Genomic DNA, 24440 nt, shown 5'->3' on the forward strand with positions numbered 1-24440 from the left:
TGATTCAAAAAGGTCTAGGATCGTCGTCCGCTTGGCGGCGCGGCAGCCATCTGCACGCCGCCGACCTTTTCACCATTCCCTCCGTATTGAGACAGCCATGAAGTTTTTATCCAACCTGACCATCGGCACACGCCTTGCAGTGGGCTTTGGCGCCATCGGCGCCATGCTGATCATCATCTCTTGCCTGGGCATTGCCATGCTGGGCAAGATCAACCAGGGCACCGGCCATATCGTGCATGACAGCATGCCGAAGATCGAGCTCGCCAACAGCGTCTCGGCCAACATCAACGACATCGCCATTGCCCTGCGCAACATGATGCTCAGCGCCGATCCAGCCGACCAGCGCAAGCAAACGGACGCCATCCTGGCCGCGCGCCAGGCGGCGGCCGGCAATCTCGGCAAGCTCGCGAGCATGCTCGATTCCGACCGTGAACGCGCGTTGCTGGCGAAGATGAACGACGCCAACACGCGCTACGCGCAGGGGCAGGAGGCCTTGCTTGAACTGATCAGGAGCGGCACGCCGGACGACAGCAGCGCCTACCTGTACGGCCAGCTGCGTCCCGTCTTGCTGGTCTACAAGCAATTGATCGCTGAACAGATCAGCTTGCAAAACACCCTGGCCACCACGGCGGGCGACAATGCCAATGCCACGTATGCCAACACGCGCACCTTGCTGATCGGCATGTCGCTGGCGGCCTTGGCCATCGCAGCGGCCTTAGCATATGGCATCACGCGCTCGATCACCGGTCCCGTCGCCACGGCGCTGCAAGTGGCCAACACGGTGGCCGCAGGCGATCTGCGCAGCCAGATCACCGTGCAGTCGCGCGATGAAATGGGGCAACTGTTGCAGGCGCTCAAGCGCATGAACGACAGCCTGGCGCACACGGTGGGCACGGTGCGCGCCGGCACGGAAACGATCGCCTCGGCCTCGTCCGAAGTGGCGGCGGGCAGCCTGGACCTGTCTGCGCGCACGGAGCAGCAAGCCAGCTCGCTGGAAGAGACGGCGTCCTCCATGGAAGAGCTGACCTCGACCGTCAAGCAGAATGCCGACAATGCGCGCCAGGCGCATGTGCTGGCCGACACGGCCTCGGGCGTGGCGCAACGCGGCGGCGCCGTCATCGCCCAAGTGGTGGCGACCATGCGGCAAATCGACGCCTCGTCGAGCAAAATCGCCGACATCATCGGCGTCATCGATGGCATCGCCTTCCAGACCAACATTCTGGCCTTGAACGCGGCCGTGGAAGCGGCGCGCGCAGGCGAACAGGGACGCGGCTTTGCCGTCGTGGCCACGGAAGTGCGCAGCCTGGCGCATCGCTCGGCAGCGGCCGCCAAGGAAATCAAGACCCTGATCGACGACTCGACCCGGAGCGTGGCAGCCGGCAGCGAGCTCGTGCATCAAGCCGGCGACACCATGACCGACCTGGTCGACAGCGTGCGCCGCGTGACCGACATCATGGAAGACATCACCTCGGCCAGCGCGGAACAGACGGCCGGCATCGAGCAAATCAACCAGGCCATCAGCGAAATGGACAATGTCACCCAGCAAAATGCGGCCCTGGTGGAAGAATCGGCCGCCGCGGCCGCTGCCATGCAGGAGCAGGCGGCGACCCTGGCGCAGGTGGTGAGCGTATTTAAACTGGACGGCGCGGCAGCGACGACCTTGCCGACGGCTACCGCGCGGCCAGCGACCGGCACGGCAATGCGCGTGAGCGTGACAGCGGCGCCGCAACGCGCCAGCGCACCGGCGCAGTGGGAGGAATTTTAGAATAGCGCGACGGGGTGTACCATGAACATAAGATTGAATTTAGTCGTATTAAATTCAATTTTATGTTTACATTAAAGCTCAACTGCTAGCTCAATTGCTGCGTACATATTCTTGCAATTAAGGACTACAATATAAAAAATATGTTCACTTCCATGTTCACTTCCTGATTATGACAAAACGTGCCCGCCCGGAAGATGCCATGCCGACGCTCGTCAACGAGCGGCTCAGGATATGGGGCCAGTGCGTGCGCAAGCAGCGGGTGCAGCAAAACATCACGGCACGCGACCTGTGCGCCCGCCTCGACATTTCGCACCCCACCCTGCAACGCATGGAACGGGGCGAGGCATCCGTCAACGTGGGGCTGTTCCTGGCCGCCTTCCACGTGCTCGGCATCCTTGCCATCACGGCGCCGGAACCGGACGCGGCGCTGTGGCAAATGGACAGCGCCAACATCCGCAGCCGCCCCACCTTGAACGGGGGCGACGATGGCTACTTCTAGCCGTCCCCTGTTTGTCTATCTGCAACGGCCCGACAACGGCGAATGGGTGGTGGCCGGCCGCTATGTGCTCAATGCACGCACCGGCATCGGCAGCTTTCTGTACGCGCCCAGCTATGCCGATGCAGGCTTGTCCTGGGCCATCGATCCCGTCAATCTGCCTTTCATTCCCGGCATGGAACACCTGGCGCGCCGCTATGACGGCCTGCATGACGTGCTGCGCGACGCCAGTCCCGATTCCTGGGGACAGATGCTGATACGCCGCGAACACCAGCTGGGCGAAAAAGCCACGGCGATCCAGTTCTTGCGCCTATCGGGCAATGGTGACCGCTGGGGTGCGCTGGCCGTGGGCGACACGCCCAAACCGAACATGGCGCAGCTGGCCAGTCCCAGGCTGCATCGCCTGGACGCGCTGGTGCAAGAACTGTTGGCCATCGCGGAAAGCCGGCCACCACTCAATGCGCCCTTGCGCAAGCGCCTGTTCGCCACCCCGAGCATGGGCGGCGCGCGCCCGAAAGCCACGGTGCAGGACGGTGAAGATTACTGGCTGGTGAAACCGGGCTTGATGACCGATACGGTCGACCTGGCACTGCTGGAACACGCGACGATGCAATGGGGCAGGGCGGCCGGCCTGCGTTTCGCCGACACGCGCCACCATGCATTGACGGCCGAACGCAGCGTGGTACGCATCCTGCGCTACGACCGGCGTGGCGCACGACGCATCATGACGGCCAGCGCGGCCTCGCTGCTGCAAGTGCAATATCCACCGGTGGAAGCGGCCGACAGCGATGGTGCAAGCTATCCACGCCTGGCCGAAGAACTGCGGCGCATCGGCGCGCCACCAGAAGACGGCATCGAACTGTTTGGCCGTATGGTCTTCAATGGCGTCGTCGGCAACAACGACGACCATCCGCGCAACCACGCCGTGCTGTTCGATCTGGACGAGCAACACTGGCGCCTCTCGCCCGCCTTCGATGTCGTACCGGATACGGAAGACGAGCCGCAATCACTGGTCATGCAAGTGAGCGCCGGCCGCCGCGACATCACGCGCGACGCCATGCTGCGCGATGTGACCCGTTTTGGCTTCGCCACACGCGGGCAGGCGGAAGAGTATCTCGATGCCTTGATGGTGCGCATCGCGAACGCTTTTGCGCAGGTGGCGCCGCTGCTGAACGCGGCCTTGCGGGCACGGATGGCGGAGCGCTTGCGAATAATGCTGCTGCGCCTGGCTTAGGCGCAGGCGTAACGTCACCAGCCGATTAGGAAAGTTCTCTCCGGATGATTTCCGCACCTGCACTGAGCGCATTCAACTTGCCTCTTGCTACCTGACGCGACAAGGGCGCCATGCCACAGTTGGTGCTCGGGTAAAGTTTGTCGGCATCGACAAAGCGCAGCGCTTTGCGCAGGGTGTCGGCCACTTGCTCCGGGGTTTCAATGGTATTGCTGGCCACGTCGATGGCGCCGACCATCACCTTCTTGCCGCGAATGAGTTCAATCAGGTCGATGGGCACACGCGAGTTGTGGCATTCGAGCGAGATGATGTCGATATTCGATTTCTGCAGCTTCGGGAAAGACTCTTCATATTGGCGCCACTCGGAGCCCAGCGTGTTTTTCCAGTCCGTATTGGCCTTGATGCCGTAGCCATAGCAAATATGCACGGCCGTTTCGCATTTGAGTCCTTCGATGGCCCGTTCCAGGGTGGCGATACCCCAGTCATTGACCTCATCAAAGAAAACATTGAATGCAGGTTCGTCAAACTGGATGATGTCGACGCCAGCCGCCTCCAGTTCCCTCGCTTCCTGATTAAGGATCTTGGCGAATTCCCAGGCCAGTTTTTCGCGGCTCTTGTAATGGCTGTCATACAGCGTATCGATCATCGTCATCGGGCCTGGCAGCGCCCATTTAATCGGCTGCTTGGTTTGCTGACGTAAAAACTTGGCGTCTTCCACAAAAACCGGCTTCGGACGGCTCACCGCACCAACGACGGTCGGCACGCTCGCATCGTAGCGGTCACGAATCCTGACGGTCTCGCGTTTGTCAAAATCCACGCCGCTCAAATGCTCGATGAACGTGGTGACGAAATGCTGGCGGGTCTGTTCGCCATCGCTGACGATATCGATGCCTGCCAGCTGCTGTTCCTGCAGTGACAAACGCAAGGCGTCCTGTTTGCCCTCGATTAATTCCTCGTCCTGCAATTTCCACGGCGACCAGAGTTTTTCAGGCTGCGCCAGCCAGGAAGGTTTGGGCAAGCTGCCGGCGGTGGAAGTAGGCAATAATTTTTTCATGATGATTGATGTCGTGTATTGTGATTAATCAGAGAGCGTAGTTCGCAGACCATTGTTCAAGAACATGCTTGTAGGGCTTGATGAAGTGCTCTTCCGTATATTTGCCCTGCTTGACAGCCAGCTGGCTGCGCTCTTCGCGGTCATAGACAATCTGTGTCAGTGAGTAATCCTGGTTCTTCAGGCTAGGCTGATACAACTTCCCTGCCGCGGAATTGGCGTTGTAAATCTCGGGCCGGTAAATCTTTTGGAATGTTTCCATCGTGCTGATGGTGCCGATCAGCTCAAGATTGCTGTAATCACCCAGCAGGTCGCCGATAAAGTAGAAGGCCAGCGGTGCGGAGCTGTTTGGCGGCATGAAATAGCGCACCTGCATCCCCATTTTCTCGAAATATTCATCCGTCGACGAGAACTCATTTTGCTGATACTCGACGCCCAGGATGGGGTGCTGGTTTTCAGTGCGCTGATAGGTTTTGCTGCTCGAGGCGCTGATGCAGATCACCGGCGGCTTGCTGAAGCGCGCTTTGTAAGCAGTTGATTTGACAAAGTGCTTGAACAGCTTGCCATGGAAATCGCCGAAATTGTCCGGCGTGCCAAACGTGGATTGATTATTGTTGTGCTCTGGCAGCAGCACGCTGAAGTCGTAATCGCGCACGTACGAGGAGAAGTTATTGCCGGCGATGCCATCGATGCGCTCATTGGTTTTTTTATCCAGGATATTCGGCTTCAATATCTCGATCAATGGAATATTGTCGCCTTCGGCACCGATATTCAACTCGACGGAAATGATTTCAAGTTCCACCGAGTAGCGGTCTGCCTTCGGATTGTCCCAATGCGCCAGACTGTTGAAACGGCTGTCGATCATTTTCAGGGTGTTGCGCAAGTTCTCCTGGCGACGCTCTCCCCTGGCCAGATTGGCAAAGTTGGTCGTCAAGCGCGTGCTGTCCGATGGGTGATAGTTTTCATCGAAAACAATGCTCTTGATGCTGAATACAAAATCTTTGCTCATGGTGATCTGTCCTGAAGTCTGCGAAAAGTTGAATGTGTTGCTTGCCTGGTGACCGTGGCGATGCGTATCAGGCCGCGACCAGCGCTTCAGCGGCGGCATGTCTCGCATGGCGCGTCAAGCCGACCAAGGGCAATGCCCGTTGGACGGCCAGCGCGGCCCGCTGAATCAGGGCCTCGTCCTGCAGACGGTAGTCGAGGAAATCCTTGTCGGTCGCGTAGACGCCCAGCGGCAAGGTGCGTGCCTGGAAAAAACTGAACAGCGGCCGCAACTGGTGGTCGATCATCAGGGCATGGCGCTCGCTGCCGCCGGTGGCCGCCAGCAAGACCGGCTTGTCGATCAAGGCATCCTGGTCAATGAAGTCGAAGAAGTGCTTGAACAGCCCAGTGTAGGAACCACGGAAGACCGGCGTTGCCACCACCACAATGTCGGCTTGCTCGACCGCCGCAAGTTCGCGCTCCACCGTCTCGGGCAGGTGGGAGCGCCAGGTCGCGCCGGCAAGCTGCGGTGCGAGCTGGCCCAGCTCGACCAGGCGCTGTTCGCACAGCACTTCCTCGGCGATCAGATCCATCAGGTGCTCTGCCAGGGCTGCCGCCTTGGAAGGACGTTGCAGCCCGCCGGAAACCGCGACTAAGCGAAGTGGACGTGTCATGTTTGCTTTCATAGGGAGTGATGCGCGAGGGCGAAGAATGCCAACAACAAGGAGATGGATGATAGCGGGGGGAATCGATGAAGTATAATGGTCTTATTTCATACATCCATGAATATGGCTCATTTCAATGCTTGAACGCATCCACCTCAGCATCGTCCAGCAGGTCGAAAAACAAGGCTCGCTGACGGCCGCCGCCAGCGTGCTGCACCTGACCCAGTCGGCCCTGAGCCACAGCATGAAGAAACTGGAGCAGCAACTGGGCACCGACGTCTGGCTGCGCGAAGGGCGCAACCTGCGCCTGACGCAGGCCGGCCAGTACCTGCTGGCGGTGGCGAACCGGGTGCTGCCGCAACTGGACCTGGCTGAAGAGCGCCTGGGCCAGTTCGCGCAGGGCGAGCGCGGTGCGTTGCGCATCGGCATGGAATGCCACCCTTGCTACCAGTGGCTGCTGAAAGTGGTGTCTCCCTATCTGGCCGCCTGGCCCGACGTGGATGTGGACGTCAAGCAAAAGTTCCAGTTCGGCGGCATCGGCGCGCTGTTCGGCTACGAGATCGACCTGCTGGTCACGCCCGACCCGCTGTACAAGCCGGGGCTGACGTTCGAACCCGTGTTCGACTACGAGCAGGTGCTGGTCGTGGCCAAGGGCCATGCCCTGGCGTCGGCGGCCTATGTAAAACCGCAGCAACTGACCCAGGAAGTACTGATCAGCTACCCCGTCGACATCGAGCGTCTGGACATCTATAACCAGTTTCTGTTGCCGGCCGGCGTCACGCCCAAGCGCCACAAAGCCATCGAAACCACCGACATCATGCTGCAGATGGTGGCCAGCGGCCGCGGCGTGGCCGCCCTGCCGCGCTGGCTGGTCGAGGAATACGCGGCCAAGATGGATGTGGTGCCGGTACGGCTGGGCGCGCGCGGCATCGCCAAGCAAATCTTCCTGGGCGCACGCGAGACGGACATCGCCATCGACTACGTGAAGGCCTTCATCGCATTGGCGCGCCAGCCTGCCAGCGCTCATGCGCAGTGAGGCTATGGTCGGCCACTTGATGCATCCCGCTCAGCCCTGGCCCGCTGACAACATCACTGATGCCTATTCCCTGGAAGCCAGTACGAAGGACATTGCTGCTTTGAGCGCGGCGGCGCCCCGGATATTGCCTGGGTCCACGATTGCCATTCCCTACCTGGCACGCGAGGACGACGACGCGCGGCTGGCCGCGGCGCACGCCGTGCGCAAGCTAGGCTTTGAGCCCATGCCGCACTTGTCTGCGCGCCGTATCGTCTCGCTCGCCGGCTTGGAGTCATTCGTCCAGCGCGCGGCCGCTGAAGCCGGCGTCGAGCGCTGCTTCGTGATCGCTGGCGATCCGTCGACCCCGATGGGGCCGTTTTCCGACAGTGCCTCGCTGATCGACACAGGCGTTTTCGAGCGCGCGGGCATGCAGGTGATCGGCGTGGGCGGTCACCCGGAAGGCCATCCAGTGATGAGCACGGCCGAGCAGTGGGATGTGCTTGAACGCAAGTGTCACAGCATCGAGAAGCGCGGCATGACGCCCTTGATCGTCACGCAATTCGCCTTTGATGCCGACATCGTGTTGACGTGGTTAAAAGCGCTGCGCGCGCGTGGCATCAACCATCCCGTGCGCGTGGGCGTGCCGGGCCCCGCGAGCATCGCGGTGCTGGCGCGCTATGCCGCAGTGTGCGGCGTGGGCGCCTGCACATCGATGTTATCCAAGTACGGGGTTTCCATCGGCAAGCTGTTCGGCACGGCGGGGCCGGATGTGTTTGTTGATCGCCTGGCCGCCGGGCTGACAGAAGCACATGGCAAGGTCAGCCTGCATTTCTTTCCGTTTGGCGGCATCGCGCAGTCGGTGAAGTGGGTGGAGCAGTACCGTTCTAGCACCGCCCCGGCCCCTTGAGCATCCTGTGTGACGACCGCCTCTCTGGCGGCAGCGTGCCACCAGAGATATTCTTGCCAAATATAGTCGTAAATTGATCAAGGGCAAAAACCCAGAATTGTCACGGCGCGGAACTTGATAAAGTCGTAAATTGGCAGCCCACCATATACCAATCTATAGCGAGGTTGCAAAATAAAGTCGTAAAGTGATACTTTCTGAGGCTGTCGAGCATCTAGCAAACTCATGGCGATTCAGAACGCCCGCGCATCAACAGCGTCATCTTGAAAAGCTCCTCGGCGGCTACGGACATCCAGAAACCGATGCTTTCCTGCGAACCAATATGAAGCTGATCTTGTCGTTGGGTATCCAACCTTGCTGATGTACACTGCTACTGCGACGTTCCGCTATGGGTGGAAAAGCAATTCGTTCCTAGCCCGAGTCGACGCAACCAGAATGGCACTCCACCGACCAGTTGCTTTACCCTTTGCTTGAAAAAGCATTTATCAATGGAAGGCTTACAACATGTCGAGATGTACCGCACCAACAAGAGGCCATCGCACGGCTAGCGCAAGAGCGGAATGCCCAGCATGTAGTAGCCGCTCTAGCGGCTATGGTTCGTATTCATATCCACCTTCGTCGTACTCCTCGGCGGGAAGCAGCGGTGGCGGCCGAAGCAGCGTTAGCGGGTCCAGCAGTCCTAGGCCGCGCTGGTCCCGCACGGGTTCGTCCGTGGTGTACACGGCCGCCGAGGTGCAGACACTGACACCAGTCCGCGAATACGTCGAGAAACGAGCAGTGGAGCAACCCGACCTGCGTGACGTCTTCCTTTGCCACGCGTGGGACGACCGCAATGGGGCCGCCAAAGAGCTTCACAATTTGCTTGTGGCGGCTGGTGTCAAAGTATGGTTCAGCGAGAAAGACCTTGGCCTCGGCGTGCCGATGATGCGCGCCATCGACAAAGGGTTAGCCAATTCGCGCATCGGGCTTGTGCTGGTGACCCCTGCGCTGCTGGCTCGCCTCCCGAAAGAGAGCGTCGCTGACAAGGAACTTTCAGTGCTCCTGGCGGGCAACCAGATCATTCCCATCGTTCACAACACCACGTATGCAGATCTCCGCAATGTCAGCCCAATGCTCGCCTCTCGAACCGGCTTGGACACTGCAGAAGAGTCAATGGCGGCGGTCGCGAAAAAAATCTCCGAATTGGTCACGATCTAATTTCATTTTTCACACCAAGCTTTTCCGGGCTTCCGGGTGTTTCAGCGAGTATGCGCACCACTAACTGCTGGGACGGATCCAACAGGTCAGGTCGTGGGAATGTGGACTTTCGCCGACGTAATTCGCCCGAATTCTAAAGACTAGACTGGGGGACTATAAGACAGAGTACTTTTTTGGGATGGAGCAGAATGCGCGACTGCCAGATGGCTACCAATCGGGACGGAAGAGCGATGGCTACGGCTACTCGGATACGTTAAACCAGGCCACAAGTGTGGCCAGGGAAGTTACGCGGGATGCTGTTGATTACCAGCCTAACGTCTTAGCTTGACCAGCCAGAATCCGAGTGATCTCTACCGAATCAGGAGAGAGACGGGATACGTTAGTGCGATTGTTTACAACCAGTTCCAAACGCGAGCGAACTGACATTGCCATGGAAACCGGCGCCGTCTTTGCCGGGCATTCTTCCACTTGGCTGAACTCGAAGTTCAGCGATAATTGCTTGTCGTCGTGAACATTGTTGAACATGTAAGCTCCCCCTGTGTAAGCACACTTACCTGCGCAAATTTCTAAAAGTCATAGATTATACATGACCTTGTCACCGGAATTCAGTCTAGCAGAATGCTAATTTCGTGCTCGTTCGTTACAAAAAAAATTATAGTCTACGCAACATATCCTCGACGCCATCGTCGGAGAGGACGACATCAACCCTCGTTTGCTGCACCCGAACCTTTGGTGCCAAGACCAGGTGGGGCGACCGGTGCCGCTGCGAGTGAGGCGACGACAGGCGCCGGCGTAGTGATCGGGAAGACCTCATCAAACAGCGTCGCTACTTTCACTTCAAAAACACGATGTGGGTCGATGTATTCATGAATAATTTTAATCGGGAACTCGCCACTGATCGTCCTGTTGGGCACGAAATCGCCGTTATCATTTTTCCGCGTGTCCCGTTGAAAAAAATCTGTGTACATGCGGGGGCCGACGCCGGAAAAATGAACAAATCTTAGTCTGGTGTGTTGCACGGGCGGATTGGCGGGGACAGAATCATTGTCGTGATCTAGAACCTCGATCGCATCCTTGTGCGCTTCCGGCGCAAGACTTTTCTCGTAGGGTTCAATATAGTAGACCTTGTCTATTCCCGCCGCGATGATGTGGCGAGCGCAGTTATGACAAGGGAAGGTTGTTGCGTAAAGGCTTCCTCCCACTGTCGACCCGCCGCCCCCGCGAGTCAGAGAAATAAGCGCGTCCATCTCGGCGTGCACTGCTCGCGAAAATTCTATTAGATCAGGAATACCCGACTGCTCGTAGACGAAGTCTGCAATCGCTGCGACATTCGCTTCCGCAATCTTCGCCATGTCCGCGTCCTTAAAGACCTCAGCAAACTTGGTTTCAATCCCCAGTTTAATTTTCGCAAATCGACGGTTTTTTTCAGCGTTGTTTTCACAAATCTTGTGCGTCTTAAAGCAACGATCATCCGTGGGATTTTCAGAGCTATAGAGGCCACCTTTATACTGTGGGACGTCATTGGTGCCCACCGCGATCAGTCGGCCCGAAACGTCCGTAATCGAGGCGCCAACCTGACGTGACAGGCAACTTGACTTCATGGCTGTTGAGTATGCTACGTACATGGCATGTTCATGCTTAGTGGGCGTGATCGCGTTATCACCGTGCGTCAAATGGATAAAGCGCTCGACCTGGTCGGTAACCAGTTTCTCCACTCCAAACGGATGATGGATAAAGTAATCGGCGAGTTTGAATGCCTTCTCTAATTGCTGACCAAACTTGTAGCCTTCCTTACGGTCACGGTTGACGACCTGGTCGATCAAATCCGGCTTCATGCCATCGTCCTTGAGCCGCGCTCTTCGATTGGCCTCCAAACTCATGACGCCGACGAGATAGAAATTATTCCGGTAAACCGTTCGGAGCAAGACAACCTCATCAGGATGCTTAATCTGGTCGATGAGGTAAGCAATCCTTGGCGGCTCTTTGGTCAGATCCTTTAACTCTGGATCAATCGCTAAGCGGTTTCGGCCTATCTGATTGATGGCGTACTTGGCCATGATGTCATGGCCGTAAAGTCTACGAAGTTCGTTGCCGCCACTCTGATATTTGAGATACCGATCATCCATATCCGATACAGGCACTGTCACCGTTTTATTTTCGATCTGAGCGGCTATAAAGGAACTCATCTTCACGCGAACAACTTGGTATCCTAGCTTGACCAACTGCTCTTCGAATTCAGTGACAATGCTCGGCAAGCCGGAGCCTACCGCGCCCATTACTCCAATCACAAACTCCTTGGACGCGCGACTTTCAAGAAGGCCCACGACGGATCCGCGCGGTATGTTGCTCGTTCTCTGCGGGGATTCTTTAATCTGGGCGCTCATCAATTTCTCTGTAAAATTCTAAGGCGACGATGACGTCGGAAATTTGTTAATTATCAATAACTAAAACAATTCTACCGTAATTTATTGACAAGAATCATTAAAATTGCATTCATGGCGTCGATGGCAGACTTCCTAGATTTGATTGAACGGAAGAAACGGGCCAGCTCGACGAATTGATCATTCGCCACGCGTCGGTAGCGGTCACGTGGTGAGTCTAAAAGAAGTATGACAATGCGGCATTTACGGTACGCGTCAAGATAGTTGTCGTATAAATCTATTTTAGAATGTGTCGATTTTGTCCTTTCCTCACCAAGTCATGCAGCACGGCGCTGCTCAACTCTGGACGGCGGGTTGAGCCAAACCTCGTCGGCTACCCCCCACGCGCGTGGCGGCCGTTTCCAGCATAACGGATGGCGCTCCCGCGCCTGCGCGTAGACCACCCTCCGCTGTTGCAGAATGGCGTCGGCCACGCCACTGTGGCGCTGTTCCGGCTTCACGAAAACCAGGCCGCTATGCAAATAGCTCGCCGTTGTACCAGGTGACGAATTTCAGCACCCATTGCCACCCCAGGTCGATGTCCTCGAAGCCGTTTGGCGGGTATTCGTCCTGCTCGAAACGCTGAACCAATCGGACTCGTAGGTTTCTTCCCGCCGAACTGCGACTCTCGACGAACAGCTCGTGCACGCGGCTACGCAATGCCATGCGCTCAACATCAATGTGCCGGGTGCGCTCCCGATGCTCATACAGGCATGACCGCGCTACGTCGAACACCGCGCAGATCAACTCGATTGATTCGTCACCACAAATCTGATCGATTACCTCGTACGTTCGGTCCCTCCCGACATCAAGAGCGCGGTAGCCTTTTTTAAAATGGACTTCTCCCGCTCGAGACGCTCAATGCGCGCTTCGAGTTCCTGTATTCGCTGCTGATCAGGCGTCATTGCCTTACTCTGTGGCGTGATGCCTTGCCGCTCCAACTGAAGCTGCTGCACCCAGCGGCGCAGCACTGATTCGCCGATGCCGACCGACCGGCTTGCCTCCGTATGGCTATATCCTTGATCCAGTACCAGGCATGCCGCCTGCTGTTTGAACTCAGGGGAAAACGTACGTCTTTGCTTACTCATCAAACACCTCTCCATGGCGAGCATTCTCGCCTAAATCAGTGTCCGGGTACATTAAACCACTACACTATTTCCTGAGCTTAGCCAGCGGAGAGAAGGATTCGTGCACGCTGCATCAAATTGGTTTCAGCGCTATAAAAAGCGTTGTGGTATAGATGGCAAGCTCACAAAGGTATTTCATAGCTTCAGGCACACCTTCATATCGGCACTGTTTGATCACGACGTTCCTGAACATGCAGTAGCTAAGATCGTTGGTCATGAAGCTCAATTGATCACCGGACACGTTTACTGGAACGTAAGGGATGCTGCAAAACGGAAGCCGACATTTTATAAGTACCATCCACCACTAGAAGTATGGAATCTTCTGCCGAGATTCGAGATAGTTTTATTCGAAAACTTCAATTTTAACTTGGGCGTAAACTTATGACATTACTGCTAGCCTGGGCGGCCTTTGATGACGGAAAAACTGATCCATCGGCGGTCTACATTACTACAGACAGCCGAATTTCGTGGGGAAACAACTCTACGTGGGATTATGCGCAAAAAGTTTTTTGCATTCCGATAACCAAAGAAATATTTGGTTACTGCGGTGACGTCATGTGCGTGACACAAACACTCAGTCAGATTGTGCAACTTGGTAACCTAGGAGGATTTAATAGTCTTCCGACCACTCTGAATCGCGTGGAATTGTATGCAGATCTAATTAAAGATGCCTTGATCAGCTATCCTAAAGAACAAATTGTTTCGTCCTCAAGTATCATTTATATACAGCGACATATCAATAGTTACAACGTTTTTGAAATAATAATTTCTAAAGAAATGGTTGTAACAATTAATAAAATCGAGTTTACTAGAAATGTAAAACCGTCAGAGAAAAAAGAACGAACAGATAGAATTATAAGGGGCAGTGGCGCTTCAACATTTAGGGGAAAAGTGCCACCAGATACAACTTATCAAGCGTTCCATAGATTTTGCGAATGCATAGATGATGTTAATTTGCCGAGTGTCGGAGGTGTGCCACAAGTAGTAACGATCCGGCGAAATGGCCATTGCTTATTGCTCGGCATTAACAAAAATGGAGATAATCGCGTTCTTGGATTACCAGTTCAAGCTCCAGATTTGTTTTCTGGAATAAATGAATGGAAGAACGAAAATTTCGAAAGATGGGACCCGAAACAGAACCAACTAGTGATTGGAGCCAAGAAACAACCGAAAGCTTGAGAAATGCGTTGGTCAAATTTTTTCTTGAATTAAAATTCAAGTTGGCTTTGGCCAATAGCTTTATTCATATTTCGGAAGGAAAAAGCTAATTTGTTGTTGGTACATCAAGGTTTTGGAAATTTGCAGGAGGGCTTTGCTCCCTCTTCTCTTACTTATGAAGTAAGCGTTTTAACTAATATAAACTACCGCACTGATCCGATATTACCTCATTGGGTTGGAAGTCACAATACCCATGACGGCGAGAATGCCAAGTTGATTCAACTCGGCAGCCATTTGGTGTCCAGTCCCGTTTGATCATAAACGCGCTTTACGAATAGCTCCGGCTTCTTTTGCTGCCATTCTTTGAGCGCCTGGATGGGTGTTTTGGCACCGATCGCTCTGGGATGGATGTGGGAATTGACCTCGTCGCTCGAAAACGTGGGACCGGGGACTATTGGGCTATCCAATGCAAGTTTTACGACCCAGACCACGCACTCCAGAAGGGCGACATCGACTCTTTCTTCACGGCGTCGGGAAAATGATTCGCGACATCTGCTGGCGAACGCTCCTTCTCCCATCGTTTGATCATCTCCACCACCGACAAAAACGATCCTAACGGCTGGTGTGCTGAAAATTCGAATCCGCGTTACATTGTGGACTTGCTAAAACGAATTGTCCGCGTAAGTCTTGAAAGCGTCCGCATTGTGAAGAGTCTTCCGCCTATGAATGAATATATGACCTAATCGCTAGCTATCAGTCCCCCCGGCGGAACCAGAAATGGACCGGACACGAGGACTGCAAACCCCGGAAACGACAACGCCAATCTCGATGGATTGGCGTTGCGTGAACGATGTTCTTGGTGGCCCGGGGCGGAATCGAACCACCGACACAAAGATTTTCAATCCTTGTGTCGTCCATGAATAAAATAGTGCTTGGCTCCAAGGGTAAGAACATCAGGGTTCGATCAAGTCTCCCGCTCGCCTACTCAATTTACGACTTTAATGACTCATTTACGACTTTAATGAGCCATTTACGACTTTATTGAGCAGGAATAAGAAAGGCCGAATCCGCCCCGCTTACTCCACCGTCACCGACTTCGCCAGATTGCGTGGCTTGTCCACATCCGTGCCGCGTGCCAGTGCCGTGTGGTAGGCCAGCAGTTGCAGCGCGACCACGTGCAGGATCGGCGACAGGTCGCCGTAGTGCTCGGGCAGGCGGATGACGTGCAGGCCTTCGCCGGAGCTGATGCGGGAATCCACGTCGGCGAAGACGTACAACTGGCCGCCACGGGCGCGCACTTCCTGCATGTTCGATTTCAGCTTTTCGATCAGGGCGTCGTTTGGTGCGATGGTGACGACCGGCATTTCATTCGTCACCAGGGCCAGCGGGCCGTGTTTCAGTTCGCCGGCCGGATACGCTTCGGCGTGGATGTAGGAAATTTCCTTCAGCTTTAACGCGCCTTCCAGAGCGATTGGGTAGTGCATGCCGCGGCCCAGGAAGAGGGCGTTTTCCTTGCGCGCGAATTCCTCGGACCAGGCGATGATTTGCGGTTCCAGCGCCAGCACAGACGCGATGGCGACGGGCAGGTGGCGCATGGCTTTCAGGTGCGCCGCTTCCTGTTCTTCGGAGAGGCGGCCATTGACTTGCGCCAGGCACAGGGTCAGCAGGAACAGGCCGGCCAACTGCGTCGTGAACGCCTTGGTGGATGCCACGCCCACTTCCACACCGGCACGCGTGATGTAGGCCAGCGCGCATTCGCGCACCATGGCGCTGGTGGCCACGTTGCAGATGGTCAAGGTGTGCTGCATGCCCAGGCTGCGCGCATGTTTCAGGGCGGCCAGGGTGTCGGCCGTTTCGCCGCTTTGCGAAATGGTCACCACCAAGGTGTTCGGGTGCGGCACGCTGTCGCGGTAGCGGTATTCGCTGGCCACTTCCACGCTGACGGGCACATTGGCGATCGACTCGATCCAGTACTTGGCCGTCATGCCCGCATACGAGCTGGTGCCGCAGGCGAGGATCAGCACGCGGTCGATCTGCTTGAAGATGGCATAGGCGTTGTCGCCGAACAGTTCCGGCATGATGCCCGTCACGCCTTCCAAGGTGTCGCCGATGGCGCGCGGCTGCTCAAAAATTTCCTTCTGCATGTAGTGGCGGTACGGGCCCAGCTCGGCCGCGCCAGTGTGGGCGTGCACGGTTTTCACTTCGCGCTCGACGGGCTTGCCGTCGACGTCGACGATCCAGCAGCGCGACAGTTGCAGGTCGACCACGTCGCCTTCTTCCAGGTAGATGATCTGGTCCGTCGTGCCGGCCAGGGCCATGGCGTCGGACGCGACAAAGTTTTCACCATTGCCCAGGCCGACGATCAGGGGCGAGCCCTGGCGGGCGGCGACCACGCGGTGGGGCTCGTCGCGGCAGAACACGGCGATCGCATACGCGCCGTCGAGGCGTTTCACGGCCTGCTGCACGGTCTCGAACAGGTCGCCGTTATACATGTGCTCGACCAGATGGGCGATCACTTCCGTGTCCGTCTGGCTCTGGAAGACGTAACCGAGGGCCGTCAGTTCGGCGCGCAGTTCGTCGTGGTTTTCGATGATGCCGTTATGCACCAGCGCCACTCTGGCGTTCTCTTCCGTTGGGGAAAAGTGCGGGTGGGCATTGAAGTTGACAGGGGCGCCATGCGTGGCCCAGCGCGTGTGGGCAATGCCCGTAAAACCGCTCAAGCCTTCTTCGGCGATCTGCTTTTCCAGCTCGGCCACGCGCGAGGTGGAGCGCGAACGCTGCAAACGGCCATCCGCATGCAGGGCGATGCCGCAGGAATCGTAGCCGCGGTATTCCAGGCGCTTCAAGCCTTCGACCAGGATGGGAGTGATATTACGTTGCGCTACCGCGCCGACGATGCCGCACATGGAAACCTCTGTTTAAAATTTAATCAATGCATGCATGCTAATGCAGAGTGTATGAAATATGCTTTCTAAATCTGTGTATTTTTGACTGAATATTTCACGACTATTTTATGATGAAATATTATTTCATTTAAACTCTATATATTTCCCAATTCATCAAAATCATGAACAATAGCAACATTACTCTCGACGAGATCGATCGTCGCATCCTGAACGCCCTGCAAATTGATGCATCGCAAACCAACAGCGAGCTGGCGCAAGCGGTGCACGTCTCGGCGCCCACCTGTTTGCGCAGGGTCAAGCATTTACGCGAAAGCGGCGTCATCGAGCGGCAAGTGGCCATCGTCGCGCCACAGCTGGTGGGCGCGCGCCTGACGGCCATCGTGGAAATCACGCTCGATGTGCAGGCGGCGGAACGCATGGCGGAATTCGAAGAGCTGGTTGCGCAAGAAGCTGCCGTGCTGCAATGCTACCGCGTCTCCCCCGGGCCCGACTTCGTGCTGATGGTGCAGGTGGCCGACATGCCCGCATATCACGCGCTGGCGCACCGCCTGTTCGCCGCGCACGCCAATGTGCGCAACGTAAAAAGCTATTTTTCCACGTTCCGCAGCAAATTCGAGACGCGCATCGCCGTGTGAAGCAGGCTGCAGACAAGTTATCCCGGCTTATCCCTGGTTTTTCGCCTGCTTATGCACAAGCTTATCCACAACACAAAAAATTCCAGATTTCCACAGCCGCCACATCCGGCCTCGCATGAGGCCCCTGAATAAATATACATGACCTCCAAGATAAAACTTATCCCGGCTTATCCATGGCTTGTCCATGCCTTAAGCACAGGCTTTTGCACAGCCTTATCCACAACCCGCATTGACGAACAACTCTTGAATATCCTTACAATACAATGACTTATAAGTTATTCATCACTTATTCTCAGATTGCGCACAAGCTTATCCACAGTCCAGGTAAGCAAAAACCAACGATACTTTTTCAGCCTGCTCAAACTGGCTTGTATGCTGGATTGGCAAGCTGGGCCCGATAACTTATCCCGTCTTTTCCACAGCTTCTTTACCGTTTATACGCAGCTTATACCGGGCTTATCCATCACTTGTTCGCATGCTTGTTCACATGTTTATCCACACACAACAATACGGAGAAAGTACGGGATGGGAAAAATGGTCGGACTTATCCCGGGTTGCTAGCCAACTCTCCACAGGATTATCCACAGGCGCAAAAAAACGCCGCCAGCCGGACAGGCTGACGGCGTCATGCGTACCGAGGGCGGTGCGCTTATTTCTTGATTTTCACGGGACGCGTCCAGCCGTCGATGGTCACCTGGCGCGCACGCGAGACCGTCAGCTTGCCGGCCGGCGCATCTTTCGACAAGGTCGTGCCGGCGCCCAGGGTGGCGCCCTTGCCGACGGTGACGGGCGCGATCAGCTGGCTGTCGCTGCCAATAAAAGCGTCGTCTTCAATCACCGTGCGGAACTTGTTCACGCCATCGTAGTTACAGGTAATCGTGCCGGCGCCGATGTTGACCTTCGAGCCGATGGTGGCGTCGCCGATGTAGGCCAGGTGGTTGGCCTTGCTGTGCGCGGCGATCTGGCTGTTTTTCACTTCGACGAAGTTACCGATGTGCACGTCTTCCGCCAGGACCGTGCCCGGGCGCAAGCGCGCGTACGGGCCGATGATGGAGGCGGCGCCGACGACGGCGTCCTCGATATGGCAGAACGGCTTGATGTACGCGCCAGCGGCCACCGTGGCGTTGATGAAGACGTTGTTGGCGCCCACGCGCACGCCGTCGCCCAGTTCAACTTTGCCTTCGAACACGCAACCGACGTCGATGGTGACATCGCGGCCGCAGATGAGTTCGCCGCGCACGTCGATGCGCGCTGGATCCAGCAGGGTCACGCCCCGCTCGAGCAAGGCTTGCGCGATATTGTTCTGGTGGATGCGTTCCAGCTGGGCCAGCTGCACCTTGCTGTTGACGCCCGCCACTTCCCACACGGCGGCCGGGTGGGCCGAGGTGACGGCCACGCCGTCGGCGACGGCCTGGGCAACGATATCGGTCAGATAGTATTCCCCTTGCGCATTGTCATTCGACAAGGCCGACAGCCATTGTTTCAGCTGCACGGTAGGCGCGACCATGATGCCGCTGTTGATTTCCTTGATGGCGCGCTCTTCAGGCGTGGCATCTTTTTCCTCGACGATGCGCACGATGGCGCCATGCTCGCGCACGATGCGGCCCAGGCCAAAGGGATCGTCCTGTTCCACGGTCAGGATGGCCAGCTTGTCGTTGCCAGCCGCCTGCACCAGTTGTTGCAGGGAAGCGGCGCTGGTCAGCGGCACGTCGCCGTACAGGATCAGGGTCGGCACGCTGTCATCGAACAAAGGCAGCGCTTGTTGCACGGCATGACCGGTGCCCAGTTGCTGCGCCTGCTCGGCGGCGTCGATCCGCACTGCATGGTTCACCTTGTAGCCGTCGAGCAACTTCAGCACCGCTGCGCCCCCATGCCCGTAAATCACGCATAATCGGGACGGCGCCAGGCCGCGCGCCGTGTCGATGACGTGCGACAACAGCGGCTTGCCCGCCAACGGGTGCAATACCTTGGGCAGTGCCGACTGCATGCGTTTGCCCATACCGGCAGCGAGAATGACAACGTTCATAGACCGTCTTTTATAAGTTAAGAATATGAAAAAGTTTAACACGCAGGCCCCGTCTTCCACGCCCTTCAACCGCTTTACTTATGCCGTGCTGGCCTTACTGCTCGTCGTCATGGCCGGCTGCAGCGGCTTGCGCCTGGCCTACAACAATGGCGATACCGTGCTGTACTGGTGGCTGAACGCGTATGTCGACCTGGACCGCGACCAGAAAGGCTGGGTGCGCGACGATATCGACAAGCTGTTCGACTGGCACCGCAAGACCCAATTGAAGGATTACGTGGAAATCCTGCACACGGGCCAGAAGCAGTTGCAAGGCAATATCACGCAGGCGGACCTGATGGCCGACTACAGCGAGATCAAGCAGCGCACCCAGGCGCTGTTGCTGAAGGCGGCGCCCGAGCTGGCCGACCTGGCGCGCTCGCTCAAGCCCGAGCAGATCGCACAGATGGAAAAGAAGTTCAAGTCGAACAATGAGGATTACCGCAAGAAATACCTGAGCGGCGACCAGGAGAAGCGCCAGAAGCTGCGCTACAAGAAAGCCATGGAGCAATTCGAACTGTGGTTCGGCAGCTTCAGCAGCGAGCAGGAAGCCCTCATCCGCAAGGCGTCCGACGCGCGTCCGCTGAACAATGAGATCTGGCTCGACGAACGCATGCGGCGCCAGCAGAACGTGTTGAACCTGGTCAAGAAAGTCCACCAGGAAAAACTCGGCAAGGAAGCGACCGTGGGCTTGATCACGACCCTGATCAAGGACAGTTTCGAGCGCCTCGAGCATTCCGAGCGCAAAGCCTTCTTCGATGCCTACGAAAACAGCACGGCGCAGATGGTCATGACGGTGATCAAGAGCGCCACGCCGGCGCAAAAGACCCACGCCGTCAAGCGCATGCAGGGCTGGATCGACGATTTCAATTCCCTGGTCACGCAAGCCAAATAGACAGGCAGCGCCAGCAGGGGGGAGGGGGCCATATGCTATAGTGGCCGACACCGAATTGAAGAAATCCCCCATGCAAAAAAAGATTAAAAAACCCGCCAAAGTCCCCGTCCACCACGCGCCGCCACCGAACCAGGTGCGCATCATCGGCGGCCAGTGGAAGCGCTCCGTGCTGCCTGTTTTGCAGGCACTCGGCTTGCGCCCGACGCCGGACCGCGTGCGTGAAACCGTATTTAACTGGATCAATCACTTGCGTGACGGCGACTGGTCCAACGCCCAGGTGCTGGACCTGTTCGCCGGCAGTGGCGCGCTCGGTTTTGAAGCGGCCAGCCGCGGCGCAGGCTCCGTCACCATGGTCGACACGCACACGCCCGTGATCCGCCAGCTGGAAGAGAACAAGGCGAAATTGCGTGCCGACAATGTCCAACTGCTGCGCGGCGACGCCCTGCTGACGGCGCAAGGCCTGGCAGCGCGCGGCCAGCGTTTCGACCTGATTTTCCTCGATCCGCCCTACCAGCAGGATTTCCTCGCAAAAGTGTTGCCCTTGTGCGCCAACCTGCTCAAGGAAGGCGGCATGGTGTACGCGGAATCGGGCTTGCCGCTGGTCTTCGATGAAGCCAGCGCACTGGAAAAACCGGAGTGGATGGCGCCATGGGAAGTCATCCGCGCCGACAAGGCGGGCACCGTTTATTATCATTTGCTAACTTACAACAAAGTGCCGGCAACTGCCTGAATCTGCCTATAAATGAGGCAAAAAAGCTCCCTGCCCCGAGGCGCTGCACCAAGGTGGTCACCAATTTCAGGCATAATGCGCGTCTATATTGGTGCATCGTCAGGGAGCCGCAATGGTTGTAGCCGTTTATCCAGGAACATTCGATCCGCTCACGCGCGGTCATGAAGATTTGGTGCGCCGCGCATCGGGTCTGTTTGACAAGCTGATCGTCGGTGTCGCCGACAGCAAGAACAAGCAACCGTTTTTCTCGCTCGACGAACGCCTGGAAATCGCCAACGAAGTACTTGGCCATTACCCGAACGTGCAAGTGGAAAGCTTTTCCGGCTTGCTCAAGGATTTCGTGCGCAAGCATGAGGCGCGTGTCATCGTGCGCGGCTTGCGCGCCGTTTCCGATTTCGAGTACGAATTCCAGATGGCGGGCATGAACCGCTACCTGCTGCCCGATGTCGAAACCATGTTCCTGACGCCATCCGACCAGTACCAGTTCATTTCGGGCACCATCGTGCGCGAAATCGCGGCGCTGGGCGGCGACGTCTCCAAGTTTGTCTTCCCCTCGGTGAACCGCTGGCTGCAAAACAAGATTGCCGCCAACGCTGCTTCATCGCAATAAGTAAGAGTGAAATCATGGCATTACTGATCACCGACGAATGCATCAATTGCGATATTTGCGAGCCCGAGTGCCCGAATGACGCGATCTACATGGGCGCGGAAATCTACGAAATCGATCCCAACAAGTGCACCGAATGCGTGGGTCACTTTGACGAGCCGCAATGCCAGCAAGTGTGCCCCGTCAGCTGCATCCCCTTCAATCCCGCCTGGCGCGAAAGCCCGGAGCAATTGATGGCCAAGTACGAACGCCTGCAGGCGGAACTTCCCGCCAAGACTTAAGCTTTTCTCCCGCGCCACATCCAGGCCACTTCTGCGTGGCGCCAGCTTCTGCCAACTGTTCTACACTGTGTGCTGACTTATCCACAGCCCATGGTTTCCACGGAGGTAGAAGATGCAAATAAGCACATCCCGTTTGGGCCGCTCCCTCGCGGCCGCCTGCCTGAGCGCCGTCCTGGCACAGCCGGCGCTGGCCGTCGAGATCGGCGGCGTCAAGCTGGACGACACGGTGCAGCTGGCCAGCCGCGAATTAAAACTCAACGGCGCCGGCGTGCGCTACAAGGTCATCTTCAAGGTCTACACGATCGCGCTGTACCTGCCTGAAAAGAAAACCCAGCTGGCCGACATCCTGGCCCTGCCCGGACCGCGCCGCCTGGAAATCGTCATGCTGCGCGACATCACTTCCGACGAACTGGGACAAGCCTTCATGCAGGGCTTGAAGCGCAGCTCCGAGCAGGCCGACCGCACACGCCTGCTGAGCCAGACGATGCAATTCGGCGCCATGTTCGAAATGGTGCCCGGCCTGAAAAAGGGCGACATTCTCACCGTGGACTGGCTGCCGGAAGAGGGAACGTTGTGCAAGCTGAACGGCAAGCAGGTGGGCGACACGGTGCCGGACCTGGCCTTTTACAATGCGCTGCTGAAAATCTGGATCGGCGCCCATCCGGCCGACACGGTGTTGCGCGCGCATTTGCTGGGTGACATGGCCTGAAGCAAAACGCGGGCGTAAAAAAAGCCGGCTCGCGCCGGCTTGTCTTTCTGCAAAAGCGAGCTTATGCGCGGGTCGACAGGGCGCGCAATTCAGCGGCATTGCTTGGCGACACACCGTCCATCTTGCCCAAGGTGCGCTGCAAGGCTTGCGCTTCGCGCATCTGCTGGCGCGCCAGGCGTTCTTCGCGGCTCAGTTTGGGACGCACCACCAGCATCATGGCGCGGGCGATGCCCACCAGCAAAGGCTTGAACAGCAGGGCGAAGGCGCCCACGGCAACGATCACCAGCACGAGTTGCAGGGTGTTCAGCAGGGAAATCTCCAGCACGGGTGCGGATACTGCGTACAGGGCGGAGGCGAAGGTAGACATAGTGTTCCAGTGCATTATAGAATTTGCCAGTACTATAGTGCAGTGCAACATATAAATCTAATTCCATTTCTTGATACCAATTATATGAATCGTGAATGGAAAACTGTAATATTTTTTGACGAGTGAAAATATTCGTGCCCGGCGCGGTTTACACTCCTAAGTAATCAATTTTAAGTAATCAATTCAACTTTTATCTTGGGCTTTCCATGAGTTTTCTGACGCTGGATCTGAACTTGCTGCGTGTTTTCGACGCCGTCATGACGGAACAAAACCTGACGCGCGCAGCTGGCCACCTGGCGATGACGCAGCCGGCGGTATCGAACGCCATCAAACGCCTGCGCGAGAGCCTCGGTGACGAATTGCTGATCCGCACGGCGTATGGCGTGAAACCCACGCCCCGCGCCGAAGCCCTGTGGCCATCCGTGCGCTCGGCCCTGGCCAGCCTGGAAGCGGCCGTCACGCCGGAAACCTTCGACGTGTCGAAAACGCACGCCACCTTCCGCATGGCCATGGCCGATGCGACGGCCGCGTTCTGGCTACCGTCATTGATGCGTTCGATCGAACGCGAAGCACCGGGCGTCAATGTGCGCATGATGCCGCTGACCACGCGCGAACCGCGCCCGATGCTGCTGCGCGGCGATATCGACCTGGCCGTCGGCTTCTTTCCCGGCGTGGCGGCGCAATTGTCGAGCGAAACGGGTTCGCCCATCCGCCACGAACGCCTGTATTCCGGCAAGTATGTGTGCGTGATGCGGCGCGGCCATCCGCTGGCCGACAAGGAATTGACCCTGGATAACTACTGCGCGGCGAACCATTTACTTGTCAGTTTTTCCGGCCGCGCGCATGGCTTGATCGACGAGGCGCTGTCGCAGATCCACCGCGAACGGCGCATTTTGCTGACGGTGAACCAGTTCTTCACGGCAGGCAGAGTGGTCGCCAATTCCGACCTGATCACGGTCTTGCCGCGCCATCTGATCGCCTCGACGGGCATGACGGAGTCCTTGCTGTACAAGGATTTGCCATTGACCTTGCCGGCCGTCCACTTGGACATGCTATGGCACGAGCGCGACGCCCGCAGCCCCGCCCACAAATGGCTGCGCAATCATCTGGAAAGCATGAACACGCCGACTTTACGGACGGCGACGGCGGCCGGCGGCGGCGTGGCGCCGAAACCGCATATTGAATAAACCGTAGCCTGCGCAAGAAAAAACGCCTGATGATCTCTCATCAGGCGT

General features: G+C 57.0%; 24 protein-coding genes and 1 pseudogene. 16 read left to right on the plus strand and 9 right to left on the minus strand.

Annotated features, from left to right (window positions below; all coding sequences use genetic code 11):
* Positions 1 to 97: 97 nt before the first annotated feature.
* The 3 genes from KO539_RS13020 (at position 98) to KO539_RS13030 (ending at position 3495) form a co-directional block, all read left to right on the plus strand.
* Positions 98 to 1765: a methyl-accepting chemotaxis protein gene (locus KO539_RS13020; RefSeq protein WP_219310006.1), complete on the plus strand. Its 1668-nt coding sequence runs from the start codon at positions 98 to 100 to the stop codon at positions 1763 to 1765.
* A 199-nt stretch (positions 1766 to 1964) separates the two neighbouring features.
* Positions 1965 to 2264: a helix-turn-helix transcriptional regulator gene (locus KO539_RS13025; RefSeq protein ID WP_219310007.1), complete on the plus strand. Its 300-nt coding sequence runs from the start codon at positions 1965 to 1967 to the stop codon at positions 2262 to 2264.
* Positions 2251 to 3495: a type II toxin-antitoxin system HipA family toxin gene (locus tag KO539_RS13030; RefSeq protein ID WP_219310009.1), complete on the plus strand. Its 1245-nt coding sequence runs from the start codon at positions 2251 to 2253 to the stop codon at positions 3493 to 3495. Before KO539_RS13025 ends, KO539_RS13030 begins: the two co-directional genes overlap by 14 nt.
* A 25-nt stretch (positions 3496 to 3520) precedes the next feature.
* Here KO539_RS13030 and KO539_RS13035 read toward each other — a convergent pair whose 3' ends face one another.
* From KO539_RS13035 to msuE, 3 genes are all read right to left on the minus strand, one after another.
* A complete protein-coding gene (locus KO539_RS13035; RefSeq protein ID WP_219310011.1) occupies positions 3521 to 4546 on the minus strand; it encodes a methionine synthase in 1026 nt (341 codons plus the stop codon).
* Between the two features lie 28 nt (positions 4547 to 4574).
* Positions 4575 to 5552, minus strand: coding sequence for a DUF1852 domain-containing protein (locus tag KO539_RS13040; RefSeq protein WP_219310465.1), 978 nt, complete (start codon positions 5550 to 5552; stop codon positions 4575 to 4577).
* 67 nt (positions 5553 to 5619) lie between these two features.
* Positions 5620 to 6201 carry an FMN reductase gene (gene msuE / locus KO539_RS13045; RefSeq protein ID WP_219310020.1) on the minus strand — a complete coding sequence of 194 codons (582 nt, stop codon included), beginning with the start codon at positions 6199 to 6201 and terminating at the stop codon, positions 5620 to 5622.
* Positions 6202 to 6328: 127 nt separating this feature from the next.
* On the opposite strand from msuE, the gene KO539_RS13050 reads away from it, so the two are divergent.
* The 3 genes from KO539_RS13050 to KO539_RS13060 all read left to right on the plus strand — a co-directional run bounded on the left by KO539_RS13050 (position 6329) and on the right by KO539_RS13060 (position 9308).
* A complete protein-coding gene (locus KO539_RS13050) occupies positions 6329 to 7228 on the plus strand; it encodes a LysR family transcriptional regulator (protein ID WP_219310022.1) in 900 nt (299 codons plus the stop codon).
* A 4-nt stretch (positions 7229 to 7232) separates the two neighbouring features.
* Positions 7233 to 8114 carry a methylenetetrahydrofolate reductase gene (locus tag KO539_RS13055; RefSeq protein WP_219310023.1) on the plus strand — a complete coding sequence of 294 codons (882 nt, stop codon included), beginning with the start codon at positions 7233 to 7235 and terminating at the stop codon, positions 8112 to 8114.
* 708 nt (positions 8115 to 8822) lie between these two features.
* Positions 8823 to 9308, plus strand: coding sequence for a toll/interleukin-1 receptor domain-containing protein (locus KO539_RS13060; protein WP_374106402.1), 486 nt, complete (start codon positions 8823 to 8825; stop codon positions 9306 to 9308).
* Positions 9309 to 9611: 303 nt separating this feature from the next.
* On the opposite strand, the gene KO539_RS13065 is transcribed toward KO539_RS13060, so the two are convergent.
* From KO539_RS13065 to KO539_RS13075, 3 genes and pseudogenes are all read right to left on the minus strand, one after another.
* On the minus strand, positions 9612 to 9833 hold the full coding sequence (locus tag KO539_RS13065) for a hypothetical protein (protein WP_158300272.1): 222 nt from the start codon (positions 9831 to 9833) through the stop codon (positions 9612 to 9614).
* Positions 9834 to 10009: 176 nt separating this feature from the next.
* Positions 10010 to 11692 carry an anti-phage dCTP deaminase gene (locus KO539_RS13070; protein ID WP_099403847.1) on the minus strand — a complete coding sequence of 561 codons (1683 nt, stop codon included), beginning with the start codon at positions 11690 to 11692 and terminating at the stop codon, positions 10010 to 10012.
* 645 nt (positions 11693 to 12337) lie between these two features.
* Positions 12338 to 12816, minus strand: a pseudogene (locus KO539_RS13075) (transposase); the annotation flags it as partial.
* Positions 12817 to 12916: 100 nt separating this feature from the next.
* On the opposite strand from KO539_RS13075, the gene KO539_RS13080 reads away from it, so the two are divergent.
* The 3 genes from KO539_RS13080 to KO539_RS13090 all read left to right on the plus strand — a co-directional run bounded on the left by KO539_RS13080 (position 12917) and on the right by KO539_RS13090 (position 14555).
* Positions 12917 to 13240, plus strand: coding sequence for a tyrosine-type recombinase/integrase (locus KO539_RS13080; protein ID WP_099403846.1), 324 nt, complete (start codon positions 12917 to 12919; stop codon positions 13238 to 13240).
* Positions 13237 to 14034, plus strand: coding sequence for a hypothetical protein (locus KO539_RS13085; RefSeq protein WP_158300271.1), 798 nt, complete (start codon positions 13237 to 13239; stop codon positions 14032 to 14034). Before KO539_RS13080 ends, KO539_RS13085 begins: the two co-directional genes overlap by 4 nt.
* 383 nt (positions 14035 to 14417) lie before the next feature.
* On the plus strand, positions 14418 to 14555 hold the full coding sequence (locus tag KO539_RS13090; protein ID WP_257626283.1) for a restriction endonuclease: 138 nt from the start codon (positions 14418 to 14420) through the stop codon (positions 14553 to 14555).
* A 534-nt stretch (positions 14556 to 15089) separates the two neighbouring features.
* Here the strand turns inward: KO539_RS13090 and glmS are convergent.
* The gene (glmS, locus tag KO539_RS13095) at positions 15090 to 16919 is read right to left on the minus strand and encodes a glutamine--fructose-6-phosphate transaminase (isomerizing) (RefSeq protein ID WP_219310026.1); all 1830 of its coding nucleotides are present in this window, start codon (positions 16917 to 16919) and stop codon (positions 15090 to 15092) included.
* A gap of 161 nt (positions 16920 to 17080) precedes the next feature.
* On the opposite strand from glmS, the gene KO539_RS13100 reads away from it, so the two are divergent.
* Positions 17081 to 17554, plus strand: a complete 474-nt coding sequence (locus KO539_RS13100; protein WP_035823420.1) for an Lrp/AsnC family transcriptional regulator — start codon at positions 17081 to 17083, stop codon at positions 17552 to 17554.
* A gap of 649 nt (positions 17555 to 18203) precedes the next feature.
* Here KO539_RS13100 and glmU read toward each other — a convergent pair.
* The gene (glmU, locus tag KO539_RS13105; protein WP_219310027.1) at positions 18204 to 19580 is read right to left on the minus strand and encodes a bifunctional UDP-N-acetylglucosamine diphosphorylase/glucosamine-1-phosphate N-acetyltransferase GlmU; all 1377 of its coding nucleotides are present in this window, start codon (positions 19578 to 19580) and stop codon (positions 18204 to 18206) included.
* A 25-nt stretch (positions 19581 to 19605) separates the two neighbouring features.
* Here glmU and KO539_RS13110 point away from each other — a divergent pair, with 25 nt between their 5' ends.
* From KO539_RS13110 to KO539_RS13130, 5 genes are all read left to right on the plus strand, one after another.
* Positions 19606 to 20511: a DUF6279 family lipoprotein gene (locus KO539_RS13110; RefSeq protein ID WP_219310029.1), complete on the plus strand. Its 906-nt coding sequence runs from the start codon at positions 19606 to 19608 to the stop codon at positions 20509 to 20511.
* Positions 20512 to 20581: 70 nt separating this feature from the next.
* Entirely contained in the window at positions 20582 to 21241 is a 660-nt protein-coding gene (gene rsmD / locus KO539_RS13115) for a 16S rRNA (guanine(966)-N(2))-methyltransferase RsmD (protein ID WP_219310031.1), read from the plus strand.
* Between the two features lie 112 nt (positions 21242 to 21353).
* Entirely contained in the window at positions 21354 to 21851 is a 498-nt protein-coding gene (gene coaD / locus KO539_RS13120; protein ID WP_034752633.1) for a pantetheine-phosphate adenylyltransferase, read from the plus strand.
* A gap of 14 nt (positions 21852 to 21865) precedes the next feature.
* Positions 21866 to 22129 (plus strand): YfhL family 4Fe-4S dicluster ferredoxin, encoded by a 264-nt coding sequence (locus KO539_RS13125; RefSeq protein WP_035823425.1) that lies wholly within the window; start codon positions 21866 to 21868, stop codon positions 22127 to 22129.
* Between the two features lie 112 nt (positions 22130 to 22241).
* The gene (locus tag KO539_RS13130) at positions 22242 to 22838 is read left to right on the plus strand and encodes a chalcone isomerase family protein (RefSeq protein WP_099403844.1); all 597 of its coding nucleotides are present in this window, start codon (positions 22242 to 22244) and stop codon (positions 22836 to 22838) included.
* Positions 22839 to 22899: 61 nt separating this feature from the next.
* Here the strand turns inward: KO539_RS13130 and KO539_RS13135 are convergent, their stop codons facing one another.
* Positions 22900 to 23205: a hypothetical protein gene (locus KO539_RS13135; protein ID WP_035823429.1), complete on the minus strand. Its 306-nt coding sequence runs from the start codon at positions 23203 to 23205 to the stop codon at positions 22900 to 22902.
* A 206-nt stretch (positions 23206 to 23411) separates the two neighbouring features.
* Between KO539_RS13135 and KO539_RS13140 the strand changes: the two genes are divergently transcribed.
* A complete protein-coding gene (locus KO539_RS13140; RefSeq protein WP_034752642.1) occupies positions 23412 to 24392 on the plus strand; it encodes a LysR family transcriptional regulator in 981 nt (326 codons plus the stop codon).
* The last annotated feature ends 48 nt before the right edge of the window (positions 24393 to 24440 follow it).

This window comes from Janthinobacterium sp. NKUCC06_STL, assembly GCF_019345455.1.
Taxonomy (GTDB): Bacteria; Pseudomonadota; Gammaproteobacteria; order Burkholderiales; family Burkholderiaceae_D; genus Janthinobacterium; species Janthinobacterium rivuli.